Source organism: Streptomyces chiangmaiensis (assembly GCF_036281785.1).
Lineage (GTDB): Bacteria > Actinomycetota > Actinomycetes > Streptomycetales > Streptomycetaceae > Streptomyces > Streptomyces chiangmaiensis.
On sequence record NZ_JAYWVC010000007.1, the window covers coordinates 1 to 19,442 of the forward strand.

18 protein-coding genes are annotated in these 19,442 nt (G+C 71.4%); 8 read left to right on the forward strand and 10 right to left on the reverse strand.

Translation table 11 applies throughout. The annotated features are described in order from the left end of the window. Positions 1 to 73 precede the first annotated feature (73 nt). From VXC91_RS03960 to VXC91_RS03970, 3 genes are all read right to left on the reverse strand, one after another. Positions 74 to 751 carry an LPXTG cell wall anchor domain-containing protein gene (locus tag VXC91_RS03960; RefSeq protein ID WP_329505112.1) on the reverse strand — a complete coding sequence of 226 codons (678 nt, stop codon included), beginning with the start codon at positions 749 to 751 and terminating at the stop codon, positions 74 to 76. Between the two features lie 189 nt (positions 752 to 940). Further along, complete coding sequence (locus VXC91_RS03965; protein ID WP_329505113.1) at positions 941 to 1,483, reverse strand: ATP-binding protein; 543 nt, start codon at positions 1,481 to 1,483, stop codon at positions 941 to 943. A gap of 252 nt (positions 1,484 to 1,735) precedes the next feature. After that, complete coding sequence (locus tag VXC91_RS03970; RefSeq protein ID WP_329505114.1) at positions 1,736 to 2,104, reverse strand: STAS domain-containing protein; 369 nt, start codon at positions 2,102 to 2,104, stop codon at positions 1,736 to 1,738. Between the two features lie 249 nt (positions 2,105 to 2,353). Here VXC91_RS03970 and VXC91_RS03975 point away from each other — a divergent pair, with 249 nt between their 5' ends. Together VXC91_RS03975 and VXC91_RS03980 are read left to right on the forward strand one after the other, a co-directional pair. Continuing rightward, complete coding sequence (locus VXC91_RS03975; protein ID WP_329505115.1) at positions 2,354 to 3,277, forward strand: RNA polymerase sigma factor SigF; 924 nt, start codon at positions 2,354 to 2,356, stop codon at positions 3,275 to 3,277. 227 nt (positions 3,278 to 3,504) lie between these two features. Continuing rightward, positions 3,505 to 5,073 (forward strand): ricin-type beta-trefoil lectin domain protein, encoded by a 1,569-nt coding sequence (locus tag VXC91_RS03980; protein ID WP_408057328.1) that lies wholly within the window; start codon positions 3,505 to 3,507, stop codon positions 5,071 to 5,073. Positions 5,074 to 5,106: 33 nt separating this feature from the next. Here the strand turns inward: VXC91_RS03980 and hutI are convergent, their stop codons facing one another. From hutI to hutU, 4 genes are read right to left on the reverse strand one after another with little or no spacing between them, the layout of a single operon-like run. Then, a complete protein-coding gene (gene hutI, locus VXC91_RS03985; protein ID WP_329505116.1) occupies positions 5,107 to 6,279 on the reverse strand; it encodes an imidazolonepropionase in 1,173 nt (390 codons plus the stop codon). A 30-nt stretch (positions 6,280 to 6,309) separates the two neighbouring features. Next, positions 6,310 to 7,644, reverse strand: a complete 1,335-nt coding sequence (locus VXC91_RS03990; RefSeq protein WP_329505118.1) for a formimidoylglutamate deiminase — start codon at positions 7,642 to 7,644, stop codon at positions 6,310 to 6,312. Beyond that, positions 7,641 to 8,864, reverse strand: coding sequence for an allantoate amidohydrolase (locus VXC91_RS03995; RefSeq protein WP_329505119.1), 1,224 nt, complete (start codon positions 8,862 to 8,864; stop codon positions 7,641 to 7,643). The genes VXC91_RS03990 and VXC91_RS03995 overlap by 4 nt, the downstream gene beginning before the upstream one ends. Then, positions 8,861 to 10,525: a urocanate hydratase gene (gene hutU / locus VXC91_RS04000; protein WP_329505120.1), complete on the reverse strand. Its 1,665-nt coding sequence runs from the start codon at positions 10,523 to 10,525 to the stop codon at positions 8,861 to 8,863. Before hutU ends, VXC91_RS03995 begins: the two co-directional genes overlap by 4 nt. A 189-nt stretch (positions 10,526 to 10,714) precedes the next feature. Between hutU and VXC91_RS04005 the strand changes: the two genes are divergently transcribed. Further along, positions 10,715 to 12,094 carry a type III PLP-dependent enzyme domain-containing protein gene (locus VXC91_RS04005; RefSeq protein WP_329505122.1) on the forward strand — a complete coding sequence of 460 codons (1,380 nt, stop codon included), beginning with the start codon at positions 10,715 to 10,717 and terminating at the stop codon, positions 12,092 to 12,094. Between the two features lie 4 nt (positions 12,095 to 12,098). On the opposite strand, the gene VXC91_RS04010 is transcribed toward VXC91_RS04005, so the two are convergent. The 3 genes from VXC91_RS04010 to VXC91_RS04020 all read right to left on the reverse strand — a co-directional run bounded on the left by VXC91_RS04010 (position 12,099) and on the right by VXC91_RS04020 (position 15,176). After that, the gene (locus VXC91_RS04010; RefSeq protein WP_329505123.1) at positions 12,099 to 12,710 is read right to left on the reverse strand and encodes a hypothetical protein; all 612 of its coding nucleotides are present in this window, start codon (positions 12,708 to 12,710) and stop codon (positions 12,099 to 12,101) included. 118 nt (positions 12,711 to 12,828) lie between these two features. Further along, the gene (locus tag VXC91_RS04015; RefSeq protein ID WP_329505124.1) at positions 12,829 to 13,671 is read right to left on the reverse strand and encodes a MurR/RpiR family transcriptional regulator; all 843 of its coding nucleotides are present in this window, start codon (positions 13,669 to 13,671) and stop codon (positions 12,829 to 12,831) included. Beyond that, positions 13,668 to 15,176, reverse strand: a complete 1,509-nt coding sequence (locus tag VXC91_RS04020; RefSeq protein ID WP_329505125.1) for an aromatic amino acid ammonia-lyase — start codon at positions 15,174 to 15,176, stop codon at positions 13,668 to 13,670. Before VXC91_RS04020 ends, VXC91_RS04015 begins: the two co-directional genes overlap by 4 nt. Positions 15,177 to 15,317: 141 nt before the next feature. Between VXC91_RS04020 and VXC91_RS04025 the strand changes: the two genes are divergently transcribed. The 5 genes from VXC91_RS04025 (at position 15,318) to VXC91_RS04045 (ending at position 19,173) form a co-directional block, all read left to right on the forward strand. Continuing rightward, positions 15,318 to 16,355 carry an ABC transporter ATP-binding protein gene (locus VXC91_RS04025; protein WP_329505127.1) on the forward strand — a complete coding sequence of 346 codons (1,038 nt, stop codon included), beginning with the start codon at positions 15,318 to 15,320 and terminating at the stop codon, positions 16,353 to 16,355. Beyond that, positions 16,352 to 16,993: an ABC transporter permease gene (locus VXC91_RS04030; protein WP_329505128.1), complete on the forward strand. Its 642-nt coding sequence runs from the start codon at positions 16,352 to 16,354 to the stop codon at positions 16,991 to 16,993. Before VXC91_RS04025 ends, VXC91_RS04030 begins: the two co-directional genes overlap by 4 nt. Position 16,994: 1 nt before the next feature. After that, a complete protein-coding gene (locus VXC91_RS04035) occupies positions 16,995 to 17,693 on the forward strand; it encodes an ABC transporter permease (protein WP_329505130.1) in 699 nt (232 codons plus the stop codon). 10 nt (positions 17,694 to 17,703) lie between these two features. Beyond that, on the forward strand, positions 17,704 to 18,636 hold the full coding sequence (locus VXC91_RS04040) for an ABC transporter substrate-binding protein (RefSeq protein WP_329505131.1): 933 nt from the start codon (positions 17,704 to 17,706) through the stop codon (positions 18,634 to 18,636). 102 nt (positions 18,637 to 18,738) lie between these two features. Then, the gene (locus tag VXC91_RS04045; RefSeq protein WP_329505133.1) at positions 18,739 to 19,173 is read left to right on the forward strand and encodes a hypothetical protein; all 435 of its coding nucleotides are present in this window, start codon (positions 18,739 to 18,741) and stop codon (positions 19,171 to 19,173) included. Positions 19,174 to 19,442: the final 269 nt, after the last annotated feature.

Genomic DNA, 19,442 nt, shown 5'->3' on the forward strand with positions numbered 1-19,442 from the left:
TGGGCAAAAGCGCTTCGATGAGGGGTGGTGGTCGGGCGACGGGTGGGCGGCTCGCCCGGATTCCGGGTGCGCCTCAGCTGCGTACCGCCTGGTTCCGGCGCGTCAGCCAGAGCACTCCGGCCACACCCGCGAGCAGGACCGTGCCGCCCAGGGTGCCCAGGGCGATCGCGGAATCCTCGGGTCCGGTCTGCGGCAGCTGCCCGCCGGAGGTACCGCTCCGGCTGGAGCCGGCCGAGCCGCCCGCGGCCGTGACGTCCAGGGTCAGCGAGGGGCCGGGTTTGTTGGTGGGCGTACACGTGGTCGTCGTGCCGAGCGCCTTGATGGTCAGCACACCCGCGGTGAAGGTGACCTTTCCGGTCTTCTTCGGCGTGTACGTGCCGGTCAAGTCATTGATCTTGATGGGGGTGTTGGCGGGGATCGCCGCCTGGTTGGCGAGACCCGTCACCGTCAGTGCACCGCTCTCGGCGCCGCCCAGCTCGATGGAGGCACTCGGGTTCATCGCACCCCTGCCCAGTTCGACCGGGCTGGAGGAGACACCCTTCTGCCAGGACATGGTGATCTTGTAGGTGCCTCCGTTCTTGACGCCCTTGATGTCGATGGGCGATACGGCACTCTTGTCACCGATCGGCGTCTTGCAGTGGTAGTTGACGTCGACGACCTCGGCCCTGGCCGCCGGAGCGGCCATGAGCACCGCCGAGCCGGCCAGGGCAGCGGCGGACGCGAGCGCGGCGGTTCGTTTGTGGTACGACACGGTCCCCTCATTCCTGACGGCACATCAGATCGGCCGTCAAGGTACGCCCGGTCCCTTGCGGAGGGAAGACACAGCGCACGCCGGATCTGTGGCGATCCGGCGCGAGGGAAGTGATGGGTGCGGCGTCGTGCGAAGAAGGATTCGAACTGCGGTGACCGAGGGTGAACGGCAAGCGGGTGCGGACGGACGCTAGGCGGGAGCGCCGAGTTCCGCCCACACCCTCTTGCCGGCGACCCCGGGCGTGCGCAGGACCCCCCAGTCGAGGCAGAGCCGCTGCACAATGAACATCCCGTGGCCGCCGGGACGTCCGGCGCGGTGCGGGGTGCGCGGCGCGGGCTGGCCCGCACCCCGGTCGGAGACCTCGACACGCAGCACCTTGTTGTCGCACGCGATCCACAGCTCGTCCGGCCCCTCGGCGTGCAGACACGCGTTGGTGACGAGTTCGGAGACGACGAGCAGCACGTCCTCGGCGGCGGCCCGCTGGTCGGCGCCGGCGGCGGGCAGCCAGCCCCACGCGTACAGCGCCTGGCGCGTGAAGTCGCGCGCGAGCGGGACGACGCCGCTCTCGCCCGCGAGGCTCAACCTGCGCGCCCGCCGACCGGGGGGCGAGACCCCTTGCTCACCTGGAGCCAAGGACGCACCCTCGCCGGACCGACCCTGCGCGGGCGTTCCGGAAGCGCCGCTGGGCTCGGGGCCGCGGTCGCCCGGCGAGTAGGGCCGGGTGGTGCTCATCAGCGCTTCACCTCACCGATTCACCAGTTCACGATTCAAGACTCAGTACGTGGATCGACGGCGTTACCGTCAGTTGCTTCTCGTGCCGTTCACGTAGGTGCCCTCTTCTTGCGGCTTTCGTCCCGGCTGCCGACATATTCAGCATGTCTTCTGCCCGACCGGACGGCCGGAACACCCATGGATTCAGCCCGGAGCCTGTGACGTGCGTAACGCGCTGGTCACACAGTGGCATCTGATTACCCCCCGGCCGCATCACTCGGCCAGGGCCGCATCCAGCGTGTCGTGGATGGTGAAGACGGCGTCCGCCCCGGTGATCGCGAAGACCCGGGCCACCACCGGCAGCATCCCCACCAGATGGACCCCGCCGCCCGCGGCCTCGGCCTTCAGCCGGGCGCCGAGCAGCACGTTCAGCCCGGTGGAGTCACAGAACTCGAGCCGTGAGCAGTCCACGACCAGGCGCGAGAACCCCTTCTCCAGGCAGTCCTCGAGTGGTTCGCGCATCAGATCGGCGGTGTGGTGATCCAACTCACCCGCTGGGGTCACGACGGCACTCGTGCCCTCCTGACGCACCTCGACCAGAAGCCGGCCCGACTGTGCGCTACCGACCGTCCCGCGGTCCATGCCGTCTCTCTCCCGACCGTCGTCGCTGTTGATGGACGCCCTCGAACATTACGCCTTCCTCACACCCCTTGACACCCGAACAACCCCACTAATTCAGACATTTACCAACAGAACGCACTTGCGGTGGGCCGACAAAAGCGGGTAGGGCTAGAGGTACAGCCATTCGACACGGCCGGCTTCGGAGGCGCCGCACACCGTAGTGCACGTATTGGCATCGGCGGCCATATGCCGAGAACGATGGAGGACATCATGTCACCCCGGCTCGACGCATCGCAGACCCAGAGGGCGACGTCGGCACTCCCCCTGGAACGACCTCTCGACCACACCGACGACCTTGCCCCCCAGGACGGTCTCACCGAGCCCGAAGGCCTCGACGGCCTTCCGGAGATCCCCCCGTACGACGAGGTGGGAGCGGTGGACGCGCGGGCCCTGTCCAAGACGCTCTTCCAGCGGCTGGAGTCGCTCGAGGAGGGCACACACGAATACGCGTACGTCCGCAACACGCTCGTGGAACTGAACCTCGCCCTGGTGAAATTCGCGGCCTCGCGCTTCCGCTCGCGGAGCGAGCCGATGGAAGACATCGTCCAGGTCGGCACGATCGGCCTGATCAAGGCCATCGACCGCTTCGAACTCAGCCGCGGTGTCGAGTTCCCCACCTTCGCGATGCCGACGATCGTCGGCGAGATCAAGCGCTTCTTCCGCGACACGTCGTGGTCCGTGCGGGTGCCGCGCCGGCTGCAGGAGCTCCGCCTCGACCTGGCGAAGGCCGGCGACGAACTCGCCCAGAAGCTGGACCGCGCGCCGACGGTCGCCGAGCTCGCGGAGCGCCTCGGCATCTCCAACGACGAGGTCGTCGAGGGCATGGCGGCGTCCAACGCCTACACGGCGAGCTCCCTCGACGCGCAGCCCGAGGAGAACGACTCCGAGGGCGCACTCGCGGACCGCATCGGTTACGAGGACCACGGACTCGAAGGCATCGAGTACGTCGAGTCGTTGAAGCCCCTGATCGCCGAACTCGCGCCGCGGGACCGCAAGATCCTCTCACTGCGCTTCTACGCCAACATGACGCAGTCGGAGATCGGCGACGAACTGGGCATCTCCCAGATGCACGTGTCGCGATTGCTGTCCCGGACACTGGTGCGCCTGCGCAAGGGGCTGACCGTCGAAGAGTGACGGCCTCGATGTGACCGCTTCCGTCCGGTGCCCGCAAAGGCACCGGACGGAAGCGGTCAGCCCCTTGGAGGTCCCGGTCGCATCCCGCCGACTCACCGGCCGCCCCCGGTTACCCGGGGAAACCTCTTTCTCCACGGGCCTCGGTCCACCACTATGGTCACCCCCAAACTGGCCGGTACGTCAGGAGTGCGGCGAGCGGCGTCACCGGGGTGCGAGGAGGCAGGTGGATGGCTCGGGCCGACAGGACGGACAACGACGCCGAGGCCGAAGGCGGGACGTCCGAAGCGGACACGGGGGGCGCCGTGGCCATGGGCCCGTCCGACACACGACTGACCGAGTTGCTCCGTGCGGACACCGCGACCTCGTACCAGGCGCTGCAGGAACTGCGCAGCCGCCACCGCTCCCCGGTCCTCTCCTACGCACGACTGTGCACCACGAGCGAACCGGCCGCGCGACAACTGGCCGGGCAGGCCTTCACCCTCGCGGCCCGCGAGACGGCGCGCGGCATCGACCCGGGTGTCCCCTGGCGGCACCGGCTCCTGCTGCTGACCGTCCGGTTGGCCCGGTCGTGGGCCACGGACGAGCGGGCCGGCGGCCTCGACCCCGGTCTGCTCCTGGTGATGAACACGGCCGGCCCGGCCGGCCCCGTTCCTCCCATGCTCTCCGCGTTCCAGTCCCTGCCGTCCCGCGCCCAGGGCCTGATCTGGTACGGCGTGGTGGAGCAGGAACCCGTGAACAGGACGGCGGGATTCCTCGGGCTCAGGCGCGAGGACGTGGAGTACGGCACCGAACAGGCGCTCCAGGCCATGGGCCAGGCCTGTCTGAGGTCCCGTCTCGCCGCCTCGGACGATCCGCGTTGCGGGGACTTCCGGCGCCTGATCGAGGAGTCGGTCCGGCCCGACAACCCCCGTTTCAGTGCCGACCTGCACGCCCACATGGTGCAGTGCGCGCACTGCACGGCCGCCTACGAAGAACTCACCGCCCTGCGGGACGCCCCACGCACCGCACTGGCCGAGGGTCTGTTGCCGTGGGGCGGCACGGCGTACACCGAGCACGGTGTCAGCGAGCCGCACACCCACGCGCGTACGGCGGAGGCGACCTGGCCGCCGAGCCGCCGTCTCGCCCTGGCCTCGGCGGCCCTCGGCCTGACCCTGGCACCGCTGCTGGTCTTCCTGCTGTCCTCGGGCGACTCGCCGGACCAGCGCGCGGCGAGCTCGTCCGTCAGCACCCCGGCGGACCCGCCCGCCGTGACCGTCACCGCGACGGTCTCGGTGAGCCCCTCGGCCTCCCCGACGCCCTCACCCTCGCCCTCGGCCACCTCCAAGTCCCCATCGCCGACGAGGAGTTCGAAACCGCCGAAGCCGAGGCCGAAGCCCACTCCCACGGCACACGCGCCCAACGGCGCCTTCGCACAGGTCGTGAACGCCGCCTCGGGCCTGTGCCTGGAGGTCGCCGGCGACTTCGACAACGGCACGGACGTGGCCGTGGTTGGCTGCACATCCTCATCGAGCCAGCGGTGGCGCTTCGACTCGGAACGCAGTGTCCTTCAGTCGTCGGCCGATCCCGACTTCTGCCTGGACAGCCGCGGCTCCGTCGACAACGGCGTGGGCATCTGGCACTGCGACTCGGTCTACGGCCGCAACGGCCAGAACCTCCGCTTCACCGTGGACGACGACGGTGTCGTCCGCCCGGCGATCGCCGTCGAGACCGCGCTCACCCCGGACGGCGACGGCGGCCTGGCACTGCATCCGCTGACCGGGGACGCAGATCAACGATGGCGGGCTGGGGCCTTGTGACCGTGCCAGGCCGTCGCCGGCGTGCGAGCCCGGTCAGGCCACGCGGCTGCCGCGCCGCCACACTTCGGTGACGAGGGGCACACCCGGCCGGTAGGCCAGGTGGACATGGCTCGGGGCATCGAGGACCGCGAGGTCCGCGTATGCGCCAGGGGTCAGCCGGCCGACGTCCGTGCGGCGCAGGGCCTGGGCGCCCCCCGCGGTGGCCGACCAGACCGCCTCGTCGGGTGTCATCCCCATGTCCCGGACGGCGAGCGCGATACAGAACGGCACCGAGGACGTGAAGGACGAGCCCGGGTTGCAGTCCGTGGACAGGGCCACCGTCACGCCCGCGTCGAGGAGACGGCGGGCGTTCGGCCACTCGGCGCGGGTCGAGAACTCGGCCCCGGGCAGCAGCGTGGCGACCGTGCGGCTGTGCGCGAGCGCGTCCACGTCGGCGTCCGTCAGATGCGTGCAGTGGTCGGCGCTGGCCGCGTCGAGTTCCACGGCGAGCTGAACACCCGGGCCGTACGACAACTGGTTGGCGTGGACGCGCGGATGCAGGCCCTTCCGCTTGCCCGCCGTCAGAATCGCGCGCGCCTGATCGCCGTCGAAGGCGCCCTTTTCGCAGAAGACGTCGATCCACCGGGCGTACGGCGCGCAGGCGTCGAGCATCTCGCCGGTGACCAGGGCCACATAGCCGGCGGGGTCGTCCGCGTAGTCGGGGGAGACGACGTGGGCGCCGAGGTAGGTGACCTCGTCCGTGTGTGCGGCGGCGATGCGCAGGGCTCGCGCCTCGTCCTCGACGGTGAGGCCGTAGCCGGACTTCGTCTCGAATGTGGTCGTGCCCTGGCGAAGGGCCTCCGCCAGGTAGCGGACCAGGCCCGCCTCCAGCTCCGCGTCCGTCGCCGCCCGCGTCGCGGCCACCGTGGTGCGGATGCCGCCCGCCGAGTAGCTGCGGCCCGACATGCGGGCGTTGAACTCCTGCGTGCGGTCGCCCGCGAAGACGAGGTGCGAATGGGAGTCCACGAAGCCCGGGATCACCGCCCGGCCGCCGGCGTCGACCCGATGGTCGGTGGCGGGTGCTTTGCTCGACTCACCGGTCCAGGCGATGCGGTCGCCGTCGATGACGACGGCCGCGTCCTGGATCAGTCCGAGGGGGGACGTGTCACCGAGGGAGGGGTCGTTGGTGACCAGACTGGCGATGTTGGTGATGACCGTGCTGCTCATGGGTTCCTCGTGGGTGGCCGGGTTCGGGAGTCAGGCGCGCAGGGCTTCGACGGCGTCCGCCAGCGCCCGTGGGACATCCGGCAGGCGTGTGTGCGCCCCGTCGCGTACGACATGCCGTCCACCCACGACCGTATGGCGCACATCGGCCGCGGTCGCGGCGAACACGGCCGTCTCGGCACCCAGCCGCGGCAGCGGCCCCGCGGTCCTGACCGAGTCGAGCGCGATCGTCGTGAAGTCGGCGAGCGCGCCGGGTTCCAGGACGCCCGCGTCCTCCCAGCCCAGCGCCGTGTGCCCGTCGGCGGAGGCCGCCCGCAGCAGGGCCGCCGCCGTCCAGTGACCACGAGTGCGGGTGCGCAGCCGCTCGTTCAGCTCCATCGCGCGCGCCTCTTCGAGGAGGTCGATGACGGCGTGGCTGTCGGAGCCCAGCGAGAGGGGGGATCCGGCAGCCTGCAGGGCCACGGCCGGGCCGATGCCGTCGGCGAGGTCCCGCTCGGTGGTCGGGCACATGCAGGTGCCCGTGGAGCTGGACCCGATCAGCCGGATGTCGTCGTCCGTGAGGTGTGTGTTGTGGACACCGGTGGTGCGCGGACCGAGGACGCCGTGGTCGGCGAGGAGGCGCGTGGGGGTGCAGTCGTAGGCCTGTCGGCAGGCGTCGTTCTCCGCCGTCTGCTCGGACAGGTGTACATGGAGCGGCGCCCGCCGTTCCTCGGCCCAGCGCGCCACCGTCGCCAACTGCCCCGCGGGCACGGCCCGTACGGAGTGGATGGCGGCCCCGATCCGTACGTGATCCCGTTCCTTGAGACCCGAACAGCGTTCGGCCCAGGCTTCCGCGGTGCCGTCGGAGAAGCGGAGCTGGTGGCGGTTGGGCGGCTGCCCGAAGCCGGAGGAGAGGTAGGCGGTGTCGAGCAGGGTGATGCGGATGCCGGCCTCTGCGGCGGCGTCGAGGAGAGCCTCACCCATGGCGTTGGGGTCCGCGTACGGGGTGCCGTCCGCGGCGTGGTGCACATAGTGGAACTCGCCGACCGCGGTGACACCGGCGAGCGCCATCTCCGCGTACACGGCACGCGCGAGCGCGTGGTACGTCTCGGGAGTCAGCCGGTCGGCGAACGAGTACATGACCTCCCGCCAGGTCCAGAAGGTGCCGGAGCCGACCTGGACGGTGCCGCGCAGGGCGCGGTGGAAGGCGTGCGAGTGGGCGTTGGCGAGCCCGGGGAGGGTGAACCCGCGAAGGATCTCGGCACCGGGGGGCGGGGCATCGACGCCCGTGCGGACGGCGGCGATGCGGCCGTCGGACACCTCGAGGGCGACGCCCGTCTCCACGGCCGGGCCGAGCCAGGCGTGCTCCAGCCAGTACGTCCGCGTCACCTGCACACCAGCCCTTCCAGTACATCGGCGAGTGCGGCTGCCCCGGCCAGGCAGTCGTCCTCGGCGGCCTGCTCGGCCGGGGAGTGCGAGACGCCCGTGGGGTTGCGCACGAACAGCATGGCGGTCGGAATGCTCCCGGACAGGATTCCGGCGTCGTGCCCGGCACCAGTGCCCAGCACGGGCACGGTGAGTCCGGGATCCCCGTGCCGGCCCAGGATGCGGGCGAGCTCGTCGCGCAGGACGTGGTCGAACTCGACGACGGGGGTGAAGGACTCCCGGACGACGTCGAGGTCGACGCCGTGCGCGTCCGCGTACTCGCGGGCCGCCTTCTCGATCCCGCTCACGACGGTGTCGAGGCTCTCCTGGTCGGCGGCGCGGGAGTCGAGCCAGCCGCGGACGAGTGAGGGGATGGCGTTGACGCCGTTGGGTTCGACGGCGACCTTGCCGAAGGTGGCGACCGCGCCGGCGAGTGCGGCCTCGCGGCGGGCGGCGAGGACGGTCTCGGCGTACGACAGCATGGGGTCGCGACGGTCGACGAGCCGCGTGGTCCCGGCGTGGTTGGCCTCGCCCCGGAAGTCGAACCGCCACCGCCCGTGCGGCCAGATGGCGCTGGCGACGCCCACCCGGTCACCGCTGAGGTCGAGGGCCCGGCCCTGCTCGATGTGCAGTTCGACGAACGCGCCGATACGGCCGAGCCGCTCCGGGTCGGGCCCGATGGCGTCGGGGTCGTGGCCGGCGGCCTCCATGGCCTGCGGCAGCGTGACGCCGTCGCCGTCGGTCAGCCGGTGCGCCTGCTCGCGGGTGAGCTGTCCGGCGGCCAGCCGCGACCCGACGCAGGCGAGCCCGAACCGGGCGCCCTCCTCGTCCCCGAAGTTGACGACGGCGAGCGGCCTGCGGAACTCCACGCCCCGCGCGCGCAGCTCGTCGAGCGCCGCGAAGGACGAGACGACCCCGAGGGGACCGTCGAAGGCACCGCCGTCGGGAACGGAGTCGAGATGCGATCCGGTGACCACGGCGTCGCTCGCGGCGGGATCCCCGAGCCAGGCCCACTGGTTCCCGTTCCGGTCCACCTCGTAGGCGAGCCCGCGGCCCCGGGCCTGCTCCTCGAACCAGGCCCGGCATTCGGTGTCGGCCGAAGTCCAGGCGAAGCGGCGGTAGCCGCCGGAGGCGGAGCTGCGGCCGATCGGCAACAGCTCCGCCCACATGCTGTGGAAGGTCACGCGTCGTCACCTTCGCGCATCGGAACCCGCACGCCCCGCTCCGCGGCCACGGACTCCGCGATGTCGTATCCGGCGTCCACATGCCGGATGACGCCCATGCCCGGGTCGTTGGTGAGGACCCGGCGGATCTTCTCGCCGCCCAGCTTCGTGCCGTCGGCCACGGTGACCTGTCCGGCGTGGATGGACCGGCCCATGCCGACTCCACCGCCGTGGTGGATGGAGACCCACGACGCACCCGACGCCACGTTCACCATGGCATTGAGCAGCGGCCAGTCCGCGATCGCGTCGGAGCCGTCGAGCATGCCCTCCGTCTCGCGGTACGGGGAGGCGACGGAGCCCGCGTCGAGATGGTCGCGGCCGATGACGACGGGAGCGGCCAGGGTGCCGTCGGCGACCATCTCGTTGAAGCGCTCGCCGGCCTTGTCGCGCTCGCCGTAGCCGAGCCAGCAGATGCGCGCGGGCAGGCCCTGGAAGTGGACGCGCTCGCCGGCCAGCTTGATCCAGCGGGCGAGGGACTCGTTCTCGGGGAACAGATCCAGGATCGCGCGGTCCGTCTTCGCGATGTCGGCCGGGTCGCCGGACAGCGCCGCCCAGCGGAAGGGGCCCTTGCCCTCGCAGAACAGCGGCCGGATGTAGGCGGGGACGAAGCCCGGGAAGGCGAACGCACGGTCGTATCCGGCCAGTTGCGCCTCACCGCGGATCGAGTTGCCGTAGTCGAAGACCTCGGCGCCGGCGTCCATGAAGCCGACCATCGCCTCGACGTGCTTGGCCATCGACTCGCGGGCGCGCGTGGTGAAGCCGGCCGGGTCCTTGGCGGCGTAGGAGGCCATGTCCTCGAAGGCGACGCCGATCGGCAGGTACGACAGCGGGTCGTGGGCCGAGGTCTGGTCGGTGACGACGTCGATGGGGGCGCCCATGGCGAGCAGCTGCGGCACGAGCTCGGCCGCGTTGCCGAGGACGCCGATGGAGAGCGGACGGCGGGCGTCGCGCGCTTCGACGGCCAGCTGGATGGCGTGCTCCAGGGAGTCGGCCTTGACGTCCAGGTACCGGTGCTCGATACGGCGCTCGATGGCGCGCGGGTCGCAGTCGATGCAGATCGCGACGCCGTCGTTCATCGTGACGGCGAGCGGCTGGGCGCCGCCCATGCCGCCGAGCCCCGCCGTCAGCGTGATGGTGCCGGCCAGCGAGCCGCCGAACTTCTTGGCGGCGACGGCGGCGAACGTCTCGTAGGTGCCCTGGAGGATGCCCTGGGTGCCGATGTAGATCCACGAACCGGCGGTCATCTGCCCGTACATGGTCAGGCCGAGGGCCTCCAGACGCCGGAACTCCTCCCAGTTGGCCCAGTCGCCGACGAGGTTGGAGTTGGCGAGGAGCACGCGCGGGGCCCACTCGTGGGTCTGCATGACGCCGACGGGACGGCCGGACTGGACGAGCATCGTCTCGTCCTGCTTGAGGCCCTTCAGTGTGCGGACCATGGCGTCGAAGGAGCGCCAGTCGCGCGCGGCCTTGCCGGTGCCGCCGTAGACGACGAGCTTGTCGGGGTGCTCGGCGACCTCGGGGTCGAGGTTGTTCTGCAGCATCCGCAGGGCGGCCTCCTGCTGCCATCCCAGGGCGCTCAGTTCCGTGCCGCGCGGCGCTCGGACGGGGCGGGGTCCTGACATGGTCTGCCTCCTGAGGGACGGCCGCACGCGGCCGGGGGCGCGCGGGGACTGTTGCAGTGGTTATTCACATCCTGGCCATCTGAATAGAACTAGTCAATACGTTCTTGCGCCAGCGTGGCGACGGCAGGGATGTTTGGCTGGAGATATGACCACGGACGGTGACACGGGGACGGGGACGCGGTGGTGGACATGAGGGACATCGGGACGGTGCCCGCGAGCGGGGACGGGCGCCTTGACGACGCCGAGCGGGTGGCACGCCGGGACGAGGCCGTGCGCGGCGCCGTCGAGCAGGGGCTGCTGGGGCCGGACGCTCCCATCGTCGGCCTCCTGGACGTCGCCGGCATCCGGGACTCGGCGGCGGCGCTGCGGGCGGCCTTCGACGCGGTGGTCGCGCCGGGGACGCCGGTGATGCACGCCTTCGCCGTGAAGGCGACCCCGCTCGTACCGGTGCTGCGCCTGCTGCAGGCGGCCGGCATCGGCGCGGAGGTGGCGAGCGCCGGGGAGCTGGCCTTGGCCAGGGCGGCCGGAACAGCGCCGGAGCGCATCGTGCTGGACGCGCCCGCCAAGACGCCGGCCGAGCTGCGTCAGGCGCTGGAGCTGGGCATCGCCGTGAACGCGGACAACCCGCAGGAGCTGGAGCGGATCGACGGCCTCGTCCGCACGGCGAAGACGTCCTCCCCTCTTGGGATCCGGGTGAATCCGCAACTCGGAGCGGGCGCGATCGAAGCCCTGTCCACGGCGACCGCCACCTCCAAGTTCGGCGTGGCGCTGCGGGACGAAGGGGCGCGCGAGTGGCTGGTGCGTGTCTACTCCGAGCGGCCCTGGCTGACCCGGCTGCACGCCCACTCCGGTTCACAGGGCATCCCGCTCTCGCTGATGGCGCGGGGCGTCACGGAGACCTACGCGCTCGCCGAGGAGATCAACCGGCGGATCGGTCGACGCCAGATCGACACGATCGACATCGGCGGCGGACTTCCGGTGAACTTCGCCTCGGACATGACGACGCCGACGTACGCCCAGTACGCACGACTGCTGGCCGAGGCGGCACCCGGGCTCTTCGACGGGCGGTACGGACTGGTCACGGAGTTCGGGCGTTCCCTGCTGGCCAAGCACGGAACCGTGGTGGCGCGAGTGGAGTACGCCAAGCGCGCGGGCGGCCGGGCCGTCGCGGTCACGCACGCCGGTGTCCAGGTCGCCACCCGGACCGTGTACGCACCGGCGTCCTGGCCCCTGCGGATCCTGGCGTACGACGCGAAGGGACGCCCCAAGGAGGGGCCGGAGGTGGTGCAGGACGTGGCGGGACCGGCATGCTTCGCGGGCGACCTGCTGGCCGAGGGGCAGACGCTGCCCCTGCTCGAGCAGGGCGACTACGCGGCGGCGCCGGACACCGGGGCGTACTACTTCGCCCACCACTACGCGTACAACTCCCTCATCCGGCCCGGGGTGTACGGCTATGCGCCGGGCGAGGGCGGCGGAATCCGGTTCGCGGTCGTACGGGAGCCGCAGACCCTCGAGGAGGTCGTGGCGGAGTCGGGCGGAGCGCACGCGGGCGCGCTCACGGCGCTCTGAGAAATCACACGGCCCGCCCGCTCCCCGCGTGCCGCACGAGCTCGGCGGTCCGGCGGCGCGCCCCGCCCGGGGCCGCGTCGCCGGCCGCGATGCCGGTGCTGCGGTAGCCCTTGACGGGCTTGCCCGCGGGCGCCCCGCCGCGGCGGCCGAGCCAGTCGACGCGCACCCACAGCAGAACGTCGTCGGCGCGTTCGCGACGGCCGAGCCAGGCGGCCTTCAGCCGCAGACCGGCGCCGGTTCCGGCGAGCAGCATGCCGCCCGCGGCCGGTACCGCGAAGGAACTGCCGATCGCGGCGGCGAAGGCGGCGAGCAGCCACCGACGATGCCCGCGCCGCCAGATGCGGGCGGTGACCGCGCGGTCCTGCAGCACGTCGTACTTGCCGGCGCGGGCGGCCCCGCGGGCGAGGGCCGCGTACCGCTTGCGGCGGGCGAGCGCGACGACCGCGGTCGCAACGACGAACAGCGCGGCCCCGGCCGTCACTCCGATCCGGCGTCCCGTCAGTCCCGGCACCAGCACACCGATGCCGGCCGCGAACACCCCCAGCCACCACAGCGGTGCGGCTCCGGCCCGTGCGACGACCGCCACCCGTGCCAGTCCCTGTCCTCCGCGCGCCACGTCCAGCCTCCCGTCTCACCCGGTGTTGCGTATCGGTCCGCGCAGGCTAACGAGCAAACGTGAGACGAGTCTGAAAAAAGCCGCACCCCCGGCGCGGACGGTCGGCCCTCCGGCGGGTCTACTCCACGAACAGCCCCCGGGCCGCCGCCTGCGCATCGAACTCCTCCAACCGCGCCTGGGCGTCGGGCAGGTCGTCGCACATCGCCTCGAGCAGGACCCGGCCGAGCAGCATCGGCGCGCAGGCCGTGTCGAAGGCGAGCCCCGTACCGACGGCGGCCGGCAGCAGCAGGTCCGAGACCTTCGCCACCGGCGCGAAAGCCGAGTCGGCGACCGTGACCACGGTCAGGCCCACCCCCTTGGCGTACGCCAGTGCGTCGACGACCTCGCGCGGGTGGCGCGGCAACGCGAAGCACAGCAGGGCGCTCGCACCCGCCCGTACGGCCGCGTCGATGCGGTCGTCGAGCATCGTGCCGCCCTCGTGCAGAAGCCGGACGTCCGGGTGGACCTTCGCCGCGAAGTACGCGAAGCCGAACGCCTGGGAGGCGGCGGCCCGCAGACCGAGGACGGGCAGCGGGCGTGAGGCCGCCAGGATCCGTCCGGCCCTGGCCACGGGCCGCGGATCGGCCAGTATCTCGGCCAGGTGCTTGAGGTTCTCGATCTCCGCCTCGACGGCCTGCTGGTACTCGTTGTACGCACCCGCATCCGGTGCCGGTTCCACGGGGGCGACCTCACGCAGGTGCTTGCGAAGCGCCGGGTAGCCGTCGAACCCCAGGGCCACCGCGAAGCGGGTCACGGACGGCTGGCTGACGCCGGCGAGTTCGGCCAGCTCCACGCTCGACAGGAACGACACGTCGGCGGCACGTCGCACCATGCTGTGCGCGATGCGCCGCTGGGTCGGTGTGAGCCGGCGCCCCTCGAAGAGTGCCTGCAGCCGTGCGGCAGGGCTGTCGGTCACGCTCATGACGTGCTTCCCCTCCAGATGTCGGTGAACCGGTCGAGCAGGTGGGCCGCCGCCGTCACGTCGTCCGTGAGCGGCCGGTCGGCCAGGTCACCGTCGAGCACCGACTCGGCGAGCTCCAGCGCCCGGCCCACCGGAAGCTCCGGCTCGGGCTTCAGGCCACGCAGGTGCAAGGCCCGTACGGCAGCCACGAGTTCGCAGCCGACCACCAGACGGTACGCATAGCACGCACGCAGCGTTTGACGCGCGGCGAGGGAGGCGAAACTGGCCTGTTCCTCGACGCCCCGGGAGAGTACAGCGTGTCCGAGCGACGCGGGTGCGGAGAACGCCCGCAGATCGCCGAGGGCGGCTCCGGCGGCGTACTCGAGGATCATCACGCCGGAAGAGGCGGGCTCGTGGTCGGCGAGGAAGGGGCGCAGACGCGTGTAGGCGGGTTCGTTCAGCGTCGAGAGGCGGGAGGTGGACAGTCGTGCCACCTGCGTCACGGCCAGGCGGAAGTGGTCCAGGGCGAGAGCGAGTTGGGCCTGGTAGAAGCCGCCGTGATGGTAGGCGGCCATGTCCTCGGGCGAGATCAGCGGATTCTCGGCGGCAGCGTTGATCTCGATCGCGAGGACCTCCTCCAGCGCGTCCGCCGCGTCGTGTGCGGGGCCGTGGATCTGGGGCAGGCAGCGGAAGCCGTACGGGTCCTGGATGCGCCCGAGCGGGGGTGTGGGGCGGTCGGCCGCGCCGATCAGCCGCCGCATGCGGCGGGCGACCTCGGCGGAGCCGCGATGCGGCCGGGCGGCGTGCACGGGAGCGGCGTACGCCTCGTGCGAGCCGTCCACCGCGAGCAGCGAGAGCGCGGCAACCACCTGGGTGGCGCCGACCAGACCCCGCAACTCGTGCAGCGCGAGCGCTGCCTGGCCGAGGGTGAGGGCGTTGCTGCTGATGAAGGCGAGGGCGTCGTTGTTGTCGAGGGGCTGGGGCTGCGGTGCCCCGCTGCCCTTCCAGGGGTGCTCCCCGGCGAGCGCGAGGCCCGCCTGCGCCAGCGCGGCGATGTCGCCGGTCCCCACCGACCCGAACTCGTTGACGACCGGATACGCCCCGCTCTCCAGTGCCTCGCACAGCGCCGTGATCACGCTGGGGCGCAGCCCCGCGCCGCCCGCGAGCAGCTGATTGGCCCGGACCGCCAGCATCGCACGGACCTGCCGCGCCGGAAGCTCCTCGCCGATCGCCCCGGCGTGGCTGCGCAGCAGGCGCAGGCCGTGCCCGGCAGCGGCCTCCGTCGGCACGTCCTCGGTGCGGTTCGCGCCGACGCCGGTGGAGCGGCCGTACACGCGTCCGGTCGCCGCGATCTGCCGGGCGGCGTCCCAGGAGTCCTCCACCCGCTTCATGGCCTCGGTGCCGAGGACCGGCCGCGCGGCGCCGTCGGCGAGGCGCACGACGTCCTCCACACCCAGTCCGACGCCGTCGAGGATCACCAGGTCGGAATGCGCGGGGCCCGGCGTGTCCACGATCCGAGACGACATCAAGCCCAAACTCCCCTCAAGCCGGACATCTAATCTTGTTCTCCGGTCATCTGTTACCTCGCATTAACGTCGAGGCGTTGACAACCTATTCACACACCAAGAACTCTGCATGACGTTATACAGCCGGGCAAGGGACATCTCATGATCCAATTCGATGCGGTCCACAAGCGTTTCCCCAACGGCACGACAGCGGTCCACGACCTCTCCCTGGAGATGCCGGAAGGTGGTGTGACCGTCCTGGTCGGGTCCTCCGGCTGCGGCAAGACGACCACCCTGCGGATGGTCAACCGCATGGTCGAGCCCACCTCCGGCACCATCCGGGTCGGCGGCCGGGACGTCACCCGGCAGGACGCCGCCGAGCTGCGCCGTTCCATCGGCTATGTCATCCAGCAAGGGGGCCTCTTCCCGCACCGAACGGTGCTCGACAACATCGCCACCGTGCCCCTGCTGCTCGGCTGGAACCGCAGGAAGGCGCGGGCGCGGGCGGCCGAGCTGCTGGAGACCGTCGGTCTCGCCGCCGACGCGGGCAAGCGATATCCGCACCAGCTCTCCGGCGGCCAGCAGCAGCGCGTCGGTGTCGCCCGCGCGCTCGCCGCCGATCCGCCCGTCCTGCTGATGGACGAGCCGTTCGGCGCCGTCGACCCGGTGGTGCGCACCCAGCTCCAGGACGAACTGCTGCGCCTGCAGAAGGAGCTGAACAAGACCATCGTCTTCGTCACCCATGACATCGACGAGGCCGTCCGCCTCGGCGACCGCATCGCGGTCTTCCGCACCGGCGGGCATCTGGTGCAGTGCGCCGCGCCCGAAGAGCTGCTGGCCCGCCCCGCCGACGACTTCGTGGCCGAGTTCCTCGGCGCCGAGCGGGGCCTGAAACTGCTCTCCCTGAGGACCCTGGGGGCCGTCCCCCATGGCCCGGCCCCCGAAGGCGGCACCTGGACCCTCGTCCTCGACGGGGCACGCAAGCCCCTGCACTGGCGTTCGACGGACGGCGCCGAAGTCCCCGTACGACCGCTCAGGGACACCGACTCCCTGTTGTCGGCGCTGAACGAGTCCGTCGCCTCCCCCACCGGTCTGATCGTCCGAGTCGACGCGGAGGGAGTGCTCATCGGCGTCTCGTCCCGCGACGACATCCACGAGCACGCCAGCCGTGCCCATGCGGAAGTGGGCGTGGCGGCATGACCATCGACTGGTCCTGGATAGCGGACCACACCGACGACCTCACCTCCCTGACCCTCTCCCATCTCCAGGCCGCCCTCACCGCCGTCTTCCTCGGACTGCTGATCTCGCTCCCCCTCGCGGTGATCGCGCACCGTGTCCGCCCCCTGCGTGGCTTCCTCCTCGGCGCCTCGAACGTCCTGTTCACCATCCCGTCGATCGCGATCTTCGTGCTCCTGCTGCCGGTGAGCGGTCTGACGCGCACCACGACCGTGATCGGCCTGACGGTCTACAGCCTGGTGGTCCTGCTCCGGAACACGGTCGAGGGCCTCGACTCGGTCCCCGTGCGGGTGAAGGAGGCCGCGAAGGCGATGGGCGCGCGCCCGCTGCGCACCCTGCTGACCGTCGAGTTCCCGCTCGCCCTGCCAGTGATCATGGCGGGCGTCCGGATCGCGACCGTCATGTCGATCTCGCTGGTCTCGGTCGCGACCTACATCGGCGACGGCGGCCTCGGCCAGCTCTTCACCGACGGCTTCCAGCGCAACTTCCCGACCCCGGTGATCGTCGGAGTGGTCCTCACCCTCCTGCTCGCCGTCGTCGCGGACGCGCTGCTGGTCGCCCTCCAGTACGTCCTCACCCCGTGGAAGAGGCGGCGAGCCTGAGATGTACGAACTCTTCAAGAACCTCGGCGCATGGCTGGTCAGCGGGTCCCAGTGGTCCGGCCCGGACGGCATCGCCCACCGCCTCGCCGAACATCTCCAGTACTCCCTGCTGGCCACGCTCATCGCGGCGGCCATCGGCCTCCCGCTCGGCCTGCTGATCGGCCACACCGGCAAGGGCGCGTTCCTCGCGATCAACCTCGCGTCCTTCGGCCGCGCCCTGCCCACTGTCGGCCTCGTGGTGCTGGTCTTCCTGGCCGGCGGCCTGTCCATGCTGCCGGTGTACGTCGCTCTGGTCGCCCTCGCGGTCCCCGCGATCGTCACCAACACCTACGCGGGCATGACCGCCGTCGACCCGGACGTGAAGGACGCGGCGCGGGGCCAGGGCATGCGCGGCCACCAGGTCCTCTTCCAGGTGGAGCTGCCGCTCGCCCTGCCCCTGATCCTGACGGGCCTGCGCCTGGCACTGATCCAGGTGGTCGCGACGGCCACGATCGCCGCCTACGTCTCCTTCGGCGGACTGGGCCGCTACGTGTTCGACGGCCTCGCCCAGCGCGACCTCGTCCAGGTGCTCGGCGGCGCGGTGCTGGTCGCCGTGGTCGCCGTCGTCCTGGACGTGGCCCTGTCCTGCCTCCAGCGCTTCCTCTTCCTCCCCCACGCTCGAACGAACTCGCACGGGGACACCCCCACCCGCACTGCCTAGGGATCGAAGAATGAATCGACGTGCTCTCCTCGGCGGCCTGTTCGCCGCCGCCTCCGTCCCGGCGCTCTCCGCATGTGCGGGCGGCATCACCTCCCTCGACGGCCAGGGCGCCGCCACCGGTGGCGGAGGCTCCAGCAAGGGCGGAGTGACCATCGGCACCGCCAACTTCACCGAGAACCAGGTGCTCGGCTATCTCTACGCGGCCGTGCTGAAGGCGGCCGGCGTGGAAGTCACCGTCCGTCCCAACCTCGGCACCCGGGAGATCGTCATCCCCGCGCTCAAGAGTGGCGACATCGACCTCCTGCCCGAGTACCAGGGCGCTCTCCTCAACTACCTCGACCCGAAGGCCACGCCGACGGAGGAGGGTGCCATGCAGAACGCCCTCACCCTCGCCCTGCCGACCGGTCTGCAGGTCCTGCCGTACGGCACGGCGGAGGACTCGGACGCCTTCGTCGTCACCCGGGAGACCGCGCGGACGTACGGCCTGGCCTCCCTCACCGACCTGAAGAAGCAGAACGGCAAGCTGGTCATCGGGGCCGCTCCCGAGGTGAAGAAGCGCCGGGTCGGCGCGGTCGGCCTGAAGGACGTGTACGGCGTCGAGTTCAAGGAGTTCAAGTCGCTGGACTCCGACGGCCCGCTGGTCAAGGGCGCCCTGAAGAAGGGCGACGTGGACGTGGCGAACCTCTTCACCACCGACACCGACATCGAGGCCAACGACTGGGTGGTGCTCTCCGACCCCGAGCATCTGATCCCCAGCCAGCACATCGTCCCCCTCATCGCCGACCGCAAGGCCGACGACACCGTCCGCAAGGCCCTCGCCAGGCTCGGCAACGTTCTGACCACCGCCGATCTCACCGAGCTCAACCGCCAGGTGGACAAGGACAAGAAGGACCCGGAGGACGTGGCCGACGCGTACGCGAAGCAGCACGCACTGCTGAAGTAGCCGGAGGGCCGGGACCTGGAGCAAACACCTCGAGCGCACCCCCGGGTAAGAGGGGGGGTATCCCCAGTGCGCCTGGAGCCCCGGCTCCTTAACGTGCTCCGTATGACCGGTATGGACGCACAGCACGCCGACCTCAAGAAGGAACTCGACGCCACGCTGCAGGCCCGCAGGGAACTGGGCGAGGAGTACGAGTCGGCGCTGGTCGACTCCTTCCTGGAGAAGGTCGACCAGCGCATCGACGGTGCGATCGACCGCCGGGTACGGCGTCAGCTGGCCGAACAGCAGATGGTGGTGGCGCGCGGCGCGCGCTCGCCGCGGGCGACGGACTCCTGGGGCGAGCGCTTCGGCTTCGGCATCGTGTCGCTGGTGCTCGCGATCCCGCTCTCGGCGATCGGCGGCGGCGTCGCACACCTGCCCGGTCTGCTGATCACCTGGGTGGGCATCGTCGGCGTCAACGCCGTGCAGGCCGTCCGCACCAACCCCGGCCGCTTCCGCCGTCGCCGCACGTCTTCGCAGGACGGCGGCTGGGAGGACTGATCGCGGGTCGCCGCGGACCGGACGGCGTCGCTCGGTGATCCGGGGACCGACCGGGCGTTCCCGCCGGTCTCCTGCCCGCCGCGGCGGAGATCGGCCACCACGACGGTGACCGCCTGTGACGACGCCGGCCGGCCCACCGCCGTCGGGGCGGGAAGGCCGGCCGTGAAGGATGTGCGCGGGGACCGCCGCACCCCCGTGACCGGGGGGCGGGACGACGGCGGTCCCCGCGAGGGACGCGGGCCGGGTCAGGGCCGGGCTTGCGCGTCCGT